This window comes from Amycolatopsis sp. NPDC104587 (genome assembly GCF_055583645.1).
This window is the reverse complement of the sequence record NZ_JBVJNO010000005.1, coordinates 13,271-28,352: the sequence shown is the minus strand read 5'-3', so window position 1 is coordinate 28,352 and position 15,082 is coordinate 13,271. Positions and strand designations below refer to the sequence as shown.

Annotated in this window: 15 protein-coding genes; 14 read left to right on the top strand and 1 reads right to left on the bottom strand. The window is 70.1% G+C overall.

Going from position 1 to position 15,082, the window contains the following annotated elements; translation table 11 throughout:
• Window positions 1-63: 63 nt before the first annotated feature.
• Window positions 64-552, bottom strand: a complete 489-nt coding sequence (bldD, locus tag ACZ61C_RS15580) for a transcriptional regulator BldD (RefSeq protein WP_003096372.1) — start codon at window positions 550-552, stop codon at window positions 64-66.
• A gap of 249 nt (window positions 553-801) precedes the next feature.
• Between bldD and pyrR the strand changes: the two genes are divergently transcribed.
• The 14 genes from pyrR to metK all read left to right on the top strand — a co-directional run bounded on the left by pyrR (window position 802) and on the right by metK (window position 15,048).
• Complete coding sequence (gene pyrR, locus ACZ61C_RS15575) at window positions 802-1,416, top strand: bifunctional pyr operon transcriptional regulator/uracil phosphoribosyltransferase PyrR (RefSeq protein ID WP_465307111.1); 615 nt, start codon at window positions 802-804, stop codon at window positions 1,414-1,416.
• Window positions 1,413-2,345, top strand: a complete 933-nt coding sequence (locus ACZ61C_RS15570) for an aspartate carbamoyltransferase catalytic subunit (RefSeq protein WP_465307109.1) — start codon at window positions 1,413-1,415, stop codon at window positions 2,343-2,345. The genes pyrR and ACZ61C_RS15570 overlap by 4 nt, the downstream gene beginning before the upstream one ends.
• Window positions 2,342-3,637 carry a dihydroorotase gene (locus tag ACZ61C_RS15565; protein ID WP_465307107.1) on the top strand — a complete coding sequence of 432 codons (1,296 nt, stop codon included), beginning with the start codon at window positions 2,342-2,344 and terminating at the stop codon, window positions 3,635-3,637. Before ACZ61C_RS15570 ends, ACZ61C_RS15565 begins: the two co-directional genes overlap by 4 nt.
• On the top strand, window positions 3,637-4,131 hold the full coding sequence (locus tag ACZ61C_RS15560; protein WP_465307105.1) for a PH-like domain-containing protein: 495 nt from the start codon (window positions 3,637-3,639) through the stop codon (window positions 4,129-4,131). The genes ACZ61C_RS15565 and ACZ61C_RS15560 overlap by 1 nt, the downstream gene beginning before the upstream one ends.
• On the top strand, window positions 4,128-5,249 hold the full coding sequence (gene carA, locus ACZ61C_RS15555; protein WP_465307103.1) for a glutamine-hydrolyzing carbamoyl-phosphate synthase small subunit: 1,122 nt from the start codon (window positions 4,128-4,130) through the stop codon (window positions 5,247-5,249). Before ACZ61C_RS15560 ends, carA begins: the two co-directional genes overlap by 4 nt.
• A complete protein-coding gene (locus tag ACZ61C_RS15550) occupies window positions 5,246-6,415 on the top strand; it encodes an AAA family ATPase (protein WP_465307100.1) in 1,170 nt (389 codons plus the stop codon). Before carA ends, ACZ61C_RS15550 begins: the two co-directional genes overlap by 4 nt.
• On the top strand, window positions 6,412-7,008 hold the full coding sequence (locus ACZ61C_RS15545) for a DUF4276 family protein (RefSeq protein ID WP_465307098.1): 597 nt from the start codon (window positions 6,412-6,414) through the stop codon (window positions 7,006-7,008). Before ACZ61C_RS15550 ends, ACZ61C_RS15545 begins: the two co-directional genes overlap by 4 nt.
• On the top strand, window positions 7,008-10,322 hold the full coding sequence (gene carB, locus ACZ61C_RS15540) for a carbamoyl-phosphate synthase large subunit (RefSeq protein WP_465307096.1): 3,315 nt from the start codon (window positions 7,008-7,010) through the stop codon (window positions 10,320-10,322). The genes ACZ61C_RS15545 and carB overlap by 1 nt, the downstream gene beginning before the upstream one ends.
• Window positions 10,319-11,173, top strand: a complete 855-nt coding sequence (pyrF, locus tag ACZ61C_RS15535; protein ID WP_465307094.1) for an orotidine-5'-phosphate decarboxylase — start codon at window positions 10,319-10,321, stop codon at window positions 11,171-11,173. Before carB ends, pyrF begins: the two co-directional genes overlap by 4 nt.
• 107 nt (window positions 11,174-11,280) lie before the next feature.
• Complete coding sequence (mihF, locus tag ACZ61C_RS15530) at window positions 11,281-11,598, top strand: integration host factor, actinobacterial type (RefSeq protein WP_013224622.1); 318 nt, start codon at window positions 11,281-11,283, stop codon at window positions 11,596-11,598.
• Window positions 11,595-12,263: a guanylate kinase gene (gene gmk, locus ACZ61C_RS15525; RefSeq protein WP_465307092.1), complete on the top strand. Its 669-nt coding sequence runs from the start codon at window positions 11,595-11,597 to the stop codon at window positions 12,261-12,263. The genes mihF and gmk overlap by 4 nt, the downstream gene beginning before the upstream one ends.
• Window positions 12,260-12,529, top strand: a complete 270-nt coding sequence (gene rpoZ / locus ACZ61C_RS15520; RefSeq protein WP_005152353.1) for a DNA-directed RNA polymerase subunit omega — start codon at window positions 12,260-12,262, stop codon at window positions 12,527-12,529. The genes gmk and rpoZ overlap by 4 nt, the downstream gene beginning before the upstream one ends.
• Complete coding sequence (coaBC, locus tag ACZ61C_RS15515; RefSeq protein ID WP_465307090.1) at window positions 12,522-13,742, top strand: bifunctional phosphopantothenoylcysteine decarboxylase/phosphopantothenate--cysteine ligase CoaBC; 1,221 nt, start codon at window positions 12,522-12,524, stop codon at window positions 13,740-13,742. Before rpoZ ends, coaBC begins: the two co-directional genes overlap by 8 nt.
• A 94-nt stretch (window positions 13,743-13,836) precedes the next feature.
• Window positions 13,837-15,048 (top strand): methionine adenosyltransferase, encoded by a 1,212-nt coding sequence (metK, locus tag ACZ61C_RS15510; RefSeq protein WP_465308232.1) that lies wholly within the window; start codon window positions 13,837-13,839, stop codon window positions 15,046-15,048.
• Window positions 15,049-15,082 lie beyond the last annotated feature (34 nt).

The following is a 15,082-nucleotide window of genomic DNA, read 5'->3' as shown; positions in this document are numbered from 1 at the left end:
CGAGCCAGTGAGCGTCTCCGGTGCCCCACCGGGGGACGCTCACTGCGTCGGCGCAGCACCTGATCAGTCTTCCTTGGACGGGCGCGCCTCCGGGGGGAGGACACCCCAGTCGATGAGCTGCTCGGTCAGCTCGCCCGGCGTCATGTCGTAGATGATCGCCAGGGACCGCAGGTCCTCGGTCCGGATCGAGAGCACCTTGCCGTTGTAGTCGCCGCGCTGGCTCTGGATCGTCGCCGCGTAGCGGGCCAGGGGGCCCACCTTTTCGGCCGGCAGCTGCTGCAGGCGCTCGAGGTTGATCACGATCTTGGTGGCGGGCTCCGCGCCGGAGGGGACCCGGCCCTCGGGCAGCAGCTCGACCACCGGCACGCCGTAGAAGTCGGCCAGCTCGGCCAGCTTCTGCACGGTGACGGCACGGTCGCCACGCTCGTACGAGCCGACGACGACGGCCTTCCAGCGCCCACCGGACTTCTGCTCGACCCCGTGCAGGGACAGGCCCTGCTGCTGGCGGATCCCGCGGAGCTTGGCCCCGAGCGCCTTGGCGTAATCGCCCATCTGGTCGTTCTCCGTTCTCCACCCCCTTTCCGGTCGGGGTGACCGGTCCAGGGGACTCTTCGAGTCGAATACTCAGAGTAATGGTTACGCATTGTTGTCACCAGGTCAAGCGCGAGCTTGCCGCGAATCACGCCACACCACCCGTAAGACTGAGCAAAGTGCCTGCTACTGTCGGTGCGAAAGCCCCGACCAGCAGGGGAACAGACGTCCTTTAAGGACCCGTCCGGTGAGGCGGGGAAGGAGTCCGGTTTGTCGTCACGTCCGCGTGGCGCGGCTGGTTCGGCCGGGGAGCGCGAGCTCCTGACGGCCGGCGATGTCGCGCGCACGATCGCCCGAATGGCCCATCAGGTCATCGAAAAGACCGCGAACGGTGCGGAGAGCACTACCCCGCCCGTGTTGCTCGGCATCCCTTCCCGCGGCACGCCGCTCGCGAACCGCCTGGCCGGCAAGATCGGCGAGTTCTCCGGCCTCCGCCCGCCGACCGGCGCCCTCGACGTCACCCTCTACCGGGACGACCTGCGCCGCCGTCCGCCGCGCGCGCTCGAACAGACGCAGCTGCCGCCCGACGGCATCGACGACCGGGTGGTGATCCTGGTCGACGACGTGCTCTTCTCCGGCCGCACGATCCGGGCCGCGCTCGATGCCCTCCGTGATCACGGCCGCCCCCGCGCGGTCCAGCTGGCGGTCCTCGTCGACCGAGGTCACCGTGAGCTGCCGATCCGCGCCGACTACGTGGGCAAGAACGTGCCGACCGCCCGCACCGAGGGGGTGTCGGTCCTGCTGGCCGAGATCGACGGCCGCGACGCCGTGCTGCTGCGCCCGTCGGAAGGCGGCCCGGCCGAAGCCCCTGGAGAAGACTCGTGAAGCACCTGCTCGCCACCGACGGGCTCGACCCGGCGGTCGCCACCGCCGTGCTGGACACCGCCGACGAGCTGAAGCACACCCTGCTCGGCCGCGAGGTCAAGAAGCTGCCGACACTGCGCGGCCGCACGGTGATCACCCTGTTCTACGAGAACTCGACGCGCACCCGGGTGTCGTTCGAGATCGCCGGGAAGTGGATGAGCGCGGACGTGATCAACGTCTCGGCGTCCAGCTCCTCGGTCAACAAGGGGGAGTCCCTGCGCGACACCGCCCTGACGCTGGCCGCCGCGGGCGCCGACTGCGTGATCGTCCGGCACCCCGCCAGCGGCGCCGCCCAGCGGCTCTCGGAGTGGCTCGCCGAGCCCGGCACCTCGGTGGTCAACGCCGGTGACGGCACCCACGAGCACCCCACGCAGGCGCTGCTCGACGCGGCCACGCTGCGGGAGCGGCTCGGCTCGCTGAAGGACCGCCGGGTCGCGATCGTCGGGGACGTCCTGCACAGCCGCGTCGCCCGCTCGAACATCCACCTGCTCGCCGCGCTCGGCGCGGAGGTGGTGCTGGTCGCGCCGCCGACGCTGCTGCCGTACGGCGTGGAAAGCCTGCCGGTGACCGTTTCGCACGACCTGGACGCCGAGCTGCCCGCGGTCGACGCCGTGATGATGCTGCGGGTCCAAGCCGAACGGATGCACGGCGGGTTCTTCCCGAGCGCGCGTGAGTACTCGATCGCGTACGGCCTTTCGGAACGGCGGCAGAAGCTGCTGCCGGACCACGCGGTCGTCCTGCACCCCGGCCCGATGCTGCGCGGGATGGAGATCGCGAGCGCGGTCGCCGACTCCCCGGCCTCGGCCATCACCGAACAGGTCCGCAACGGCGTGCACGTCCGCATGGCGGTCCTCTACCACCTCCTGGCCAGCGAAGGAGCCGCCGCGTGACCATCCTGATCAAGGGCGCCCGGCCCTACGGCGAAGGCGACCCGGTCGACGTCCTGGTCGAGGACGGCGTGATCACCGCGATCGGCGCCGTCGACGCCCCCGAAGACACCGCAGCCGCCGAAGTCATCGAAGCCGCCGGTCAGGTCCTCCTGCCGGGCTTCGTCGACCTGCACACCCACCTGCGCGAACCCGGCCGCGAAGACACCGAGACGATCGACAGCGGTTCGGCCGCGGCGGCGCTCGGCGGCTACACGGCGGTGTTCGCCATGGCCAACACCGACCCGGTCGCCGACAACGCCGTGATCGTCGACCACGTCTGGCGCCGCGGGCAGGAGGTCGGCCTGGTCGACGTCCACCCGGTCGGCGCGGTCACCGTCGGGCTCAAGGGCGAGAAGCTCGCCGAGCTGGGCACGATGGCGAAGTCGCAGGCCCAGGTGAAGGTCTTCTCCGACGACGGCCTCTGCGTCGCCGACCCGCTGCTGATGCGCCGCGCGCTGGAGTACTCGACCGCGCTCGACGTCGTCATCGCGCAGCACGCCGAGGAGCCGCGGCTGACCGTCGGCGCCCAGGCGCACGAGGGCGAGCGCGCGGCCCGGCTCGGCTACACCGGCTGGCCGGCCGCGGCGGAAGAGTCCATCGTGGCCCGAGACTGCCTCCTGGCGCTGCACGCGAACGCGCGGCTGCACGTCTGCCACGTGTCCACTTCGGGCACCGCGGACGTGCTGCGCTGGGCGAAGGACCGCGGCACGAAGGTGTCGGCCGAGGTCACGCCGCACCACCTGCTGCTCACCGACGAGCGCCTGGCCACCTACGACCCGGTCAACAAGGTGAACCCGCCGCTGCGCACCGAGTCCGACGCCGAAAAGCTGCGGGCCGCGCTCGCGGAAGGCGTCATCGACTGCGTCGCCACCGACCACGCCCCGCACGCGGTGCAGGACAAGGACACCGAGTGGAGTGCCGCGCGGCCGGGCATGCTCGGGCTGCAGACGGCACTGTCCATCGTGGCCGAGACCATGGTCCGCACCGGGCTGCTCGACTGGCGCGGCGTCGCCCGCGTCATGAGCGAGCGGCCCGCCGAGATCGGGAACCTGCCCGACCACGGCCGGCCGGTCGCGGTGGGGGAGCCGGCGAACCTGGCTCTCGTCGACCCGGACGCCGAGTGGACGGTCCGGGGCGCCGAGCTCGCCAGCATCGCCGCCAACACCCCGTACGAGGGAATGCGGCTGCCCGGCGTGGTGACCGCGACGCTGCTGCGCGGGCGGGTCACCGCCCGGGACGGGAAGATCTGCTGATGGAACGCCTGTGGCTGGTGCTGGCGATCGTCGCTTTCTTCCTGCTCTGCCTGTGGGGCATGTACCTCGGCTGGCGGCGCAAGGCGCGCTCGCAGAGCGTGCAGGTGCCGCCGTTCGAGCAAATCCCCAGTGACCCCGGTGCGATCCTGCTCGAGTCCACCGGCGTCTACGTCGCCACCACGACGGCAGGCAACTGGCAGGACCGCGTCGTCACCCGGGGCGCGGGCCTGCGCACCGGCGCGGTCTGGCGGCTCCACGAAGGCGGCGTCGCGGTCGAACGCGGCGGCGCCCCCGACTTCTGGATCCCGCGGGCCGAGATCACCGGGATCCGGCGCGACAGCAAGATCGCCGGGAAGGTGATGGGCACCGACGCCCTGCTGGTCATCACCTGGCGAGCCGGCGACACCGAGCTCGACACCGGCTTCCGCGGCGACGAGCTCGACGACTATCCACACTGGATCGACCAGCTGAAGATCAAGGGAGGTGCCCAGTGAACGCGCGCGCTCAGGCCGCACTGGTGCTCGAAGACGGCCGGGTGTTCCGCGGCGCCGCGTACGGCGCGCAGGGGCGGAGCCTCGGCGAGGCGGTGTTCTGCACCGGCATGACCGGCTACCAGGAGACGCTGACCGACCCGTCCTACCACGGGCAGATCGTGGTGCAGACCGCGCCGCAGATCGGCAACACCGGCTGGAACGACGAGGACGACGAGTCGGCGAAGATCTGGGTCAACGGCTACGTGGTGCGCGACCCCGCGCGCACGCCGTCCAACTGGCGCGCCAAGCGCACCCTGGACGAGGAGCTGGTGAACCAGGGGATCGTCGGCATCGCCGAGGTCGACACCCGCTCGCTGACGCGGCACCTGCGTGAGCTCGGCGCGATGCGCGCCGGGGTCTTCTCCGGCGACGCGCTGGGCACCGTCGACGAGATGGTCGCCGAAGTGCTGGCCAGCCCGAAGATGGAGGGCGCGGACCTGGCCGGCCAGGTCTCGACGCCTCGCCCCTACGTGATCTCGCCTGACGGGGAGACGCGCTTCCGGGTGGTGGCGCTCGACCTGGGCATCAAGTCCAACACCCCGCGGCAGATGGTCCGGCGCGGCATCGAGGTGCACGTGCTGCCCTCGACGTCGACCTTGGACGAGCTCCTGGCCATCGAGCCGGACGGCGTCTTCCTCTCCAACGGCCCCGGCGACCCGGCCACCACGACCCACGCGACCGAGCTGACCAAGCAGGTCCTCGGCCGCGAGATCCCGCTGTTCGGCATCTGCTTCGGCAACCAGGTCCTGGGCCGCGCGCTCGGCCTGGAGACGTACAAGATGCGCTACGGCCACCGCGGCATCAACATCCCGGTGATCGACGTCGCCACGAAGTCGGTGGCGATCACCGCGCAGAACCACGGCTTCGCCCTCGAAGGCGAGCCAGGGCAGCGCTTCGAGTCGCCCTTCGGCGCGGCTCAGGTCAGCCACTACTGCGCCAACGACGGCGCGGTCGAGGGCCTGCGGGCCTTCGACGTCCCGGCGTTCTCGGTCCAGTACCACCCCGAAGCCGCGGCCGGCCCGCACGACGCGGCCCCCCTGTTCGACGATTTCGTTTCGCTCATGGAGAAGCGGTCGTGACGCTCACGACCGGTATCGAGCGGATCCGGATCCGGAACTTCCGGGTGCTCCGGGACGTCGAACTGGCCGGACTGACGCCGGTGACGGCGCTGATCGGGCCGAACGGGAGTGGCAAGTCGACGGTTTTCGACGCCTTGTCCTTCGTGGCCGAGTCGTTTCGGTCGGGTCTGGTCCACGCGTGGGACATCCGCGACGGAATCGCGGAGATTGGCACGCGAGGTGGGGACGAGCCGGTGTCGTTCGAACTGGACTTCCGGGTCGGTGACGCGTCCGGGCAGTACCGGTTGGTGGTCGATCATGAGAACGACGTCCCGGTGGTAGCCGAGGAGAAGCTCACCTGGCAGCCGGCCGGCGCGGAGATATCGTTCGACGTGCTGAACCTTCGCCGGGGCAAGGGAACTGTGCGCCGGCCGGGCGACGATGAGCGGGTCGAGTTCGCAACCCCTGACCTGCTCGGAGTCGGTGTGGTCAGCCAGTTCGCGGCCAATGCCGAAATCGCCGAGTTCCATCGGTTCGTATCCGGAATTCTGGTCTCGGACCTGGACATCGAGGCTATGCGCCGGGGTACCAGAGCGAGCCGGGCGGCGCGTCTCTCGTCTTCCGGACGGAACATCGGTGTGGTGATCGAGCGGCTCCGCACCGAACGCCCGTCTGTGTGGGCGGAGATCATCACTTCGCTGCGCAAGTACGTGCCGAGGCTGGAAGACATCGAGCCCTTCAGGCTCGGCGACGGAACTTGGATCGTCCGGCTGAGGGAATGGGACGAAGCATTGCCCATTCTCCCGGACAACATCTCCGACGGAACGCTGCAACTGCTCGGCTACCTGGTCGCCCTCCGGACCGACACCTCGGTGCTGCTGGTCGAAGAGCCGGAGAAGCAGGTTCACCCGAGGCTCCACTACCGCCTCGCCGAGGACGCGCGGGGGGCAGAAGCGGCTGGTCAGGTCATGGTTGCCACCCACGCGCCCGAGTTCGTCGACGCTCTGCACCCCGACGAGGTCTGGATGCTGTTCCGCGACGAATCCGGCTTCTCGCAGGCCCGTCGGGCCGCGGACATCCCTCGGCTGATGGCCATGGTCGACAACGGGGGTCTGGTGGGGAACCTCTGGACCGAGGGGTTCTTCGGCCTCGGTGATCCCCTCGACCGGCCGGGGCAACTCCGGTGATCCACGTCGAGATCCTGGTCGAGGAGCCGTCGGCGGAAGCAGCGTTGAAAACCCTGGTTCCGAAGATCGTCGGTGAGGACGTGTCCTTCGCCGTCCGGCGCTTTCAAGGCAAGCAGGATCTGCTCAAGCGGTTGCCCGGAATCCTGCGCGGGTTCGCGGCCCGGATCAAGTGGGAGGCGCTTCGGGTTGTCGTACTCGTCGACCGGGACGCCGAGGACTGCCGGGAACTCAAGCGCCACCTGGTCGGCATGGGCGAGAAAGCGGGACTTCCGTCCGAGTTCGTTCTGCACCGCGTAGTGATCGACGAGCTGGAGTCCTGGTTTCTCGGCGACGTCCCGGCCCTGTGCGCGGCACACGGCAGGGTGCCGGAGGACTTGGGCAAGCAGGCGCGCTACCGCGATCCTGATGGCACAGGCAAGGCGTCGCGTGCGCTGGAGGACCTCCTCCGGTCCACGGGGTACCTCCGCGACCGCTTGCCGAAGGTGGCTACCGCCGAGGCGATCACGCCCCACATGGACATCGAGAACAACCGATCCAAAAGCTTTCAGGTCTTCCGCGACGGCTTGCGGCGCCTGGTGAAAGAAGGTAACTGATGCCGAAGAGGACGGACATCCAGCACGTGCTGGTGATCGGCTCCGGGCCGATCGTGATCGGGCAGGCCGCAGAGTTCGACTACTCCGGCACCCAGGCCTGCCGGGTGCTGCGCGCCGAAGGGCTGCGTGTCTCCCTGGTGAACTCGAACCCGGCCACCATCATGACCGACCCGGAGTTCGCCGACGCGACCTACATCGAGCCGGTGACGCCGGACTTCGTGGAGAAGGTCATCGCCGCCGAACGGCCGGACGCGATCCTGGCCACCCTCGGCGGGCAGACCGCGCTCAACTGCGCCGTCGCCCTGCACGAGCGCGGTGTGCTCGACAAGTACGGCGTCGAGCTGATCGGCGCCGACATCGACGCCATCCAGCGTGGTGAGGACCGGCAGAAGTTCAAGGACATCGTGCGCACCATCGGCGCCGAGGTCCCGCGCTCCCGCGTCTGCCACGACATGGACGAGGTCCGCGCGACCGTCGAGGACCTGGGGCTGCCGGTCGTCATCCGGCCGAGCTTCACCATGGGCGGGCTCGGCTCCGGCATGGCGCACACGCCCGAGGACCTCGAGCGGCTCGCCTCCACCGGGCTCACCGAGTCCCCGGTCACCGAGGTGCTCATCGAGGAGAGCGTGCTCGGCTGGAAGGAGTACGAGCTCGAGCTCATGCGCGACAAGCACGACAACGTCGTGGTCGTGTGCTCGATCGAAAACGTCGACGCGATGGGCGTGCACACCGGCGACTCCGTCACCGTGGCGCCGACCATGACCCTCACCGACCGCGAGTACCAGGTGATGCGCGACGTCGGCATCGCCGTGCTGCGCGAGGTCGGCGTCGACACCGGCGGCTGCAACATCCAGTTCGCGATCAACCCGGCCGACGGCCGGATGGTCGTCATCGAGATGAACCCGCGCGTGTCGCGCTCCAGCGCCCTGGCAAGCAAGGCCACCGGCTTCCCGATCGCCAAGATCGCCGCGAAGCTGGCCATCGGCTACACCCTCGACGAGATCACCAACGACATCACCGGCGAGACCCCGGCGGCCTTCGAGCCGACGCTGGACTACGTCGTCGTGAAGATGCCGCGGTTCGCCTTCGAGAAGTTCCCGGGCGCCGACCCGACGCTGACCACGACGATGAAGAGCGTCGGCGAGGCGATGTCGTTCGGCCGCAGCTTCCCCGAGGCGCTCGGCAAGGTGATGCGCTCGATCGAGACGAAGGCGACCGGCTTCTGGACGCTGCCGGACCCCGAGGGTGTCACGCTGGAGTCCACTTTGGACTCGCTGCGCACGGCGCACGAGGGCCGGCTGTACGAAGTGGAACGCGCGCTTCGCCTGGGCGGCACCGTCGCGCAGGTGCACGAGGCCTCCGGCATCGACCCCTGGTTCATCGACCAGATCGCCCTCATCGGCGAGGTCGGCGCCGAGGTCCGCGACGCGCCGGTGCTGGACGGCGACCTGCTGCGCCGCGCCAAGCGCACCGGCCTGTCCGACCGCCAGGTCGCCGCGCTGCGCCCGGAGCTGGCCGGTGAGGACGGCGTCCGCGCGCTGCGCCACCGCCTCGGCGTGCGGCCGGTGTTCAAGACCGTGGACACCTGCGCGGCCGAGTTCGCCGCCCAGACGCCCTACCACTACTCGGCCTACGAGTCCGACCCCGAGGCGCAGTCCGAAGTGGCCGCGCAGACGGACAAGCCGAAGGTGCTCATCCTCGGCTCGGGCCCGAACCGGATCGGCCAGGGCATCGAGTTCGACTACTCCTGCGTGCACGCGGCGATCGCGTTGCGGGAGGCCGGGTTCGAGGCCGTCATGGTCAACTGCAACCCGGAAACCGTGTCCACCGACTACGACACCTCGGACCGGCTGTACTTCGAGCCGCTGTCCTTCGAGGACGTCCTCGAGGTGGTGCACGCCGAGCAGGCGTCCGGCACGGTCGCCGGCGTGATCGTCCAGCTCGGCGGCCAGACCCCGCTGGGTCTGGCGAAGCGGCTCGCCGACGCCGGTGTCCCGGTGGTCGGGACGCCGCCGGAGGCCATCGACCTGGCCGAGGACCGCGGCGCGTTCGGCGAGGTGCTCACCGAGGCCGGGCTGCCCGCGCCGGCCTACGGCACGGCGACGTCGTTCGAGGGCGCCAAGCGGATCGCCGACGAGATCGGCTACCCGGTGCTCGTCCGGCCGTCCTACGTGCTCGGCGGGCGCGGCATGGAGATCGTCTACGACGAGGAGACCCTGGCCGGCTACATCCGCCGCGCCACCGAGGTCACCCCGGAGCACCCGGTGCTGGTCGACCGGTTCCTCGACGACGCCATCGAGATCGACGTCGACGCGCTGTTCGACGGCGAAGAGCTGTACCTCGGCGGGGTCATGGAGCACATCGAAGAGGCCGGGATCCACTCCGGCGACTCGTCGTGCGCGCTGCCGCCGATCACGCTCGGGCACACCGACCTGCAGACCGTCCGCAGCTCCACCGAGGCGATCGCGCGCGGTGTCGGGGTGCGGGGGCTGCTGAACGTCCAGTACGCGCTCAAGGACGACGTCCTCTACGTCCTGGAGGCCAACCCGCGCGCGTCGCGGACGGTGCCGTTCGTGTCCAAGGCGACGGCGGTGCCGCTGGCGAAGGCCGCCGCGCTGATCATGACCGGCTCGACGATCAAGGACCTGCGCGAGAGCGGTGTCCTCCCGGCCGACGGCGACGGCGGGCAGATGCCGGCCGACTCGCCGGTCGCGGTGAAGGAAGCGGTGCTGCCCTTCCACCGCTTCCGCACGCCCGAAGGCCACGGCGTCGACTCGCTGCTGGGCCCGGAGATGAAGTCCACCGGCGAGGTGATGGGCGTCGACGTCGACTTCGGCAAGGCGTTCGCCAAGTCCCAGAGCGCGGCCTACGGTTCGTTGCCGACGTCCGGGCGTGTGTTCGTCTCGGTCGCCAACCGCGACAAGCGCTCGCTGGTCTTCCCGGTGAAGCGCCTGGCGGACCTCGGGTTCGAGATCCTCGCCACGTCCGGCACCGCGGAAGTGCTGCGGCGCAACGGGGTCGCCTGCACGGTGGTGCGCAAGCACTACGAGGGTTCGACCGAAGCCGAGCCGAACATCGTGGACGTCATCCTGAACGGCGACGTCGACATGGTGATCAACACGCCCTACGGCAACAGCGGTCCGCGCGTCGACGGCTACGAAATCCGCACCGCGGCGGTGTCCCGGGACATCCCGTGCGTCACCACGGTGCAGGGCGCAGCGGCGGCCGTGCACGGCATCGAGGCGCTGATCCGCGGTGACATCGGGGTCAAGTCCCTGCAGGAGCTGCAGGCGGCGCTCAAGGCGAAGTCGTGACGGCTTCGGCGGGGGAGCGGTTCGGGGCGCGGCTGGCGAAGGCCGTCGCGGCCCGCGGCCCGCTGTGCGCCGGGATCGACCCCCACCCGGGCCTCATCGAGGCCTGGGGGCTCCCGGTGGACGCGTCGGGCCTCGAACGCTTCGCGCTGTCCGCCACGGAGGTCCTGGCGGCGCGCACGGCGATCGTGAAGCCGCAGTCGGCGTTCTTCGAAAGTTTCGGGGCGGCCGGTGTCCGCGTCCTCGAACGGGTCGTGGAAACGGCCCGGGAGGCGGGCGCGCTCGTGCTGCTGGACGTCAAGCGCGGCGACATCGGCTCCACGATGGCGGCCTACACGGCCGCGTACGTGGCCGACGGCGCGGCGATCGCGGCCGACGCGATCACCGTTTCGCCCTATCTCGGGTTCGGCTCTTTGGCCCAATGCGCCGAAACGGCGGTCGCCGCGGGGCGCGGCATCTTCGTGCTTGCGCGAACTTCCAACCCCGAAGCGGCCGCCGTGCAGAACGCGAAACTGCCCGACGGGCGCACCGTCGCGCAGGCGATCGTCGACGAAGCGGCGGCACTCAACGACGGAGCCGCGCCGCTCGGCGATGTGGGTGTGGTCGTCGGAGCCACCGTTGCGCCGGGAGAGCTCGCGCTCGCCGGGCTGAACGGACCGGTCCTGGCGCCCGGTTTCGGGGCCCAGGGGGCCACTGTGGCCGATTTGCGGGCCCTTTTCGGTACGGACCTACCTGGTGTGCTGCCCGCATCGTCCCGTGACCTGCTACGGCACGGACCGGAGCAACCCGCTTTGCGCCAAGCGGTCGAACGTGTCGCCGAAGTGCTGGCCGACCCGCAGGAAAACGGCCAATAGCAGGCCCCGGAAACCAGTCCCACCAGCCACCCCCGCATTGTGGCCGGTGCTCACGGGTGGGTACCGTCGCGTCACCCACCCAGATTTGAGAACTACCGGAGGAAAACGTGGCACTTCCCCAGCTGACAGAGGAACAGCGCGCTGCGGCGCTGGAGAAGGCCGCCGCTGCTCGCAAGATCCGTGCTGAGCTGAAGGAGCGGCTGAAGCGGGGCGGTACCACTCTGGTCGACGTGCTGAAGCAGGCCGAGGAAAACGAAGTCCTCGGCAAGATGAAGGTTTCGGCTCTGCTCGAGGCCCTTCCGGGCGTCGGCAAGGTCCGCGCCCAGCAGACCATGGAACGACTGGAGATCGCCCCCAGCCGTCGTCTCCGCGGCCTCGGCGACCGGCAGCGCAAGGCGCTGCTGGCCGAGTTCAGCGGCGAGTGAACGGCGTCGGTCGTGACCACCCGGTGAACCCGGGCACCGACCGCGGCAGTGAGCCGGTGGCGGGGGACTTCCCCCGGCACCGGCTCACCGTCGTATCGGGGCCTTCGGGGGTCGGGAAGTCGAGCGTGGTGGGGGAGCTGCGCAAGCTCGAGCCCGACGTCTACTTCAGCGTTTCGGTCACCACGCGCAAGCCGCGGCCCGGCGAGGTCGACGGCGCGCACTACCACTTCGTCGACCGTCCCGAGTTCGACGCGATGGTCGACGACGGCAGGCTGCTCGAGTGGGCCGAGTTCGCGGGCAACTGCTACGGCACCCCGCGCGAGCCGGTCGAGAAGGCCCTCGCCGAAGGGCGCCCGGCGGTCCTGGAGATCGAACTGCAGGGCGCGCGCCAGGTCCGCGCGGCGATGCCGGAGGCCCGGCTGGTGATGCTGATGCCGCCGTCGTGGGACGAGCTGGTCGGCCGGCTCACCGGACGCGGCACGGAGAACGAGGCCGCCGTCAAGGCGCGGCTGGCGGAAGCGGAGCGTGAGCTGGCCGCCGCCGGCGAGTTCGACCACCGCCTCGTCAACGCCGACGTGCGGGAGGCCGCTGAGCACTTGCTAAACTTGATTACCGGCGAGCAGTTTGCCGCCGGTAGTCCCACAGATTCGGAGCACCAAGAGTGACGACTCAGGCGACGCTGCACGAAGAGCTCGAGGGCATCACCAACCCGCCGATCGACGACCTGCTCGAGAAGGTCAGCTCGAAGTACGCGCTGGTGATCTACTCGGCCAAGCGTGCCCGCCAGATCAACGACTACTACGCCCAGCTGGGCGAGGGCCTGCTCGAGTACGTCGGCCCGCTCGTCGAGCCGGGCCCGCGCGAGAAGCCGCTCTCGATCGCGCTGCGCGAGATCCACGGTGGCCTGCTCGAGCACACCGAGGGTGAGTAAACCCAAGGTCGTCCTGGGCGTGGGCGGCGGCATCGCCGCCTACAAGGCCTGTGAGGTCCTGCGGGGGCTGACCGAGTCCGGTCACGACGTCCGCGTGGTACCCACCGAAGCCGCGCTGAACTTCGTCGGCGCGGCCACCTTCGAGGCTCTCTCGGGGCACCCGGTGCACACCGGCGTGTTCACCGAGGTGCCCGAGGTCCAGCACGTCCGCGTCGGCAAGGAGGCCGACCTCGTCCTGGTCGTCCCGGCGACGGCGAACCTCCTCGCGAAGGCCGCCCACGGCCTCGCGGACGACCTGCTGACCACCACGTTGCTCACCGCCCGGTGCCCGGTTGCCTTTTTTCCGGCGATGCATACCGAGATGTGGGAGCACCCGGCAACCCGCGAGAATGTTGCCGTCCTGCGCTCACGCGGCGTGACGGTCGCCGAGCCGGACTCCGGCCGGCTGACCGGTGTCGACACCGGCAAGGGCCGCCTCGCGAACCCCGCCGAGATCGTCGACCTCGCCCGGTTGCTGCTGGCCAGGCCGGACGCACTAGCCCGTGACCTCGAAGGCGTCCGCGTGGTCGTCTCGGCCGGCGGCACCCGCGAACCGCTGGATCCGGTCCGTTACCTGGGCAACCGTTCCTCCGGCAAGCAGGGGTACGCGCTGGCCCGCGTCGCCGCGCAGCGCGGCGCCGAGGTCACGCTGGTCACGGCGCACACGATCGCGCTGCCCGACCCGGCGGGCGCGGTCGTGAAGCACGTCTCGACGGCCGAAGAGCTGCGGCAGGCCATGCACGCCGAAGCCGCCGTGGCCGACGTCCTCGTGATGGCCGCCGCCGTCGCCGACTTCCGGCCGGCGACCCGGGCCGACGTCAAGATCAAGAAGTCCGATGACCAGCCGGATCCCGTGCTCACGCTGGACCGCAACGCCGACATCCTGGCCGAGCTGGTGCGGGGCCGGCGGCCCGGTCAGGTGGTCGTCGGGTTCGCCGCGGAGACCGGCGACGAGCACGGTAGCGTTCTCGACCACGCCCGCGTGAAGCTCAAGCGCAAGGGCGCCGACCTGCTGGTCGTCAACGCCGTCGGCGACGGCAAGGCGTTCGGCACGGAGGACAATTCGGGCTGGCTGCTCGGATCCGACGGCACGGAAATCCCTATACCTCTCGGTGCGAAGGCCGAACTCGCGTCCACGTTGTGGGACGCTGTTGTGAGCTTCATGAAGCGTTGACTGTCCCCAGAGCGATAGTCAGTACGCTTGCACTAATTAAGGGGTGCCTAACTTGCCGGGCATCCGACGTCTAGGTGAGGAAGTGACGGCCACCGTGACCGCGTCTAGCAGCAGATTGTTCACCTCGGAGTCGGTGACCGAAGGGCACCCCGACAAGATTTGTGACGCCATCAGCGACTCGATCCTCGACGGGCTCCTGTCGAAGGACCCGCGCAGCCGCGTCGCGGTCGAGACCCTGATCACCACCGGCCAGGTCCACGTGGCGGGCGAGGTGACCACGGAGGCGTACGCCGACATCCCCACGATCGTCCGCGACGTCATCCTGAAGATCGGGTACGACTCGTCGGCCAAGGGCTTCGACGGCAACTCGTGCGGCGTCAACGTCGCGATCGGCTCCCAGTCGCCCGACATCGCCCAGGGCGTCGACACCGCGTATGAGGCACGGGTCGAGACAGGGTCCTCGGTCGAGGACGAGATCAACCGCCAGGGCGCCGGCGACCAGGGCCTGATGTTCGGCTACGCCTGCTCGGACACCCCCGAGCTGATGCCGCTGCCGATCGCGCTGGCCCACCGCCTGTCCAAGCGGCTGACCGCGGTCCGCAAGGACGGCGTGCTGCCGTACCTGCGCCCGGACGGCAAGACCCAGGTGACCATCGAGTACGCCGGCGACCAGCCGGTGCGCCTCGACACCGTCGTCGTGTCGACCCAGCACGCGGACGGCATCGACCTCGACCGCATGCTCGGCGTCGACGTCAAGGAGCACGTCGTCGCGCCCGAGCTCGAGGGCCTGGGCATCGACACCTCCGGCGCGCGGCTGCTGGTCAACCCGACCGGCCGCTTCGTCATCGGCGGCCCGATGGGCGACGCCGGCCTGACCGGGCGCAAGATCATCGTCGACACCTACGGCGGCATGGCCCGCCACGGCGGTGGCGCGTTCTCGGGCAAGGACCCGTCCAAGGTCGACCGCTCCGCCGCGTACGCGATGCGCTGGGTGGCGAAGAACGTCGTCGCGGCCGGGCTGGCCACGCGCACCGAGGTCCAGGTCGCGTACGCGATCGGCAAGGCGGCCCCGGTGGGCCTGTTCGTCGAGACGTTCGGGACCGAGACGGTCGACCCGTCGAAGATCCAGCAGGCCATCACCGAGGTCTTCGACCTGCGGCCGGCGGCGATCATCCGCGACCTCGACCTGCTGCGCCCGATCTACGCCCCGACAGCGGCGTACGGCCACTTCGGCCGTCCCGAGCTCGGCCTGCCGTGGGAGAGCACCGCCCGCGCCGAGGCGCTGAAGAACGCCGCGGGAGCCTGACGCACGATCCGGTGAAGGCCACCTCGACCCCCGT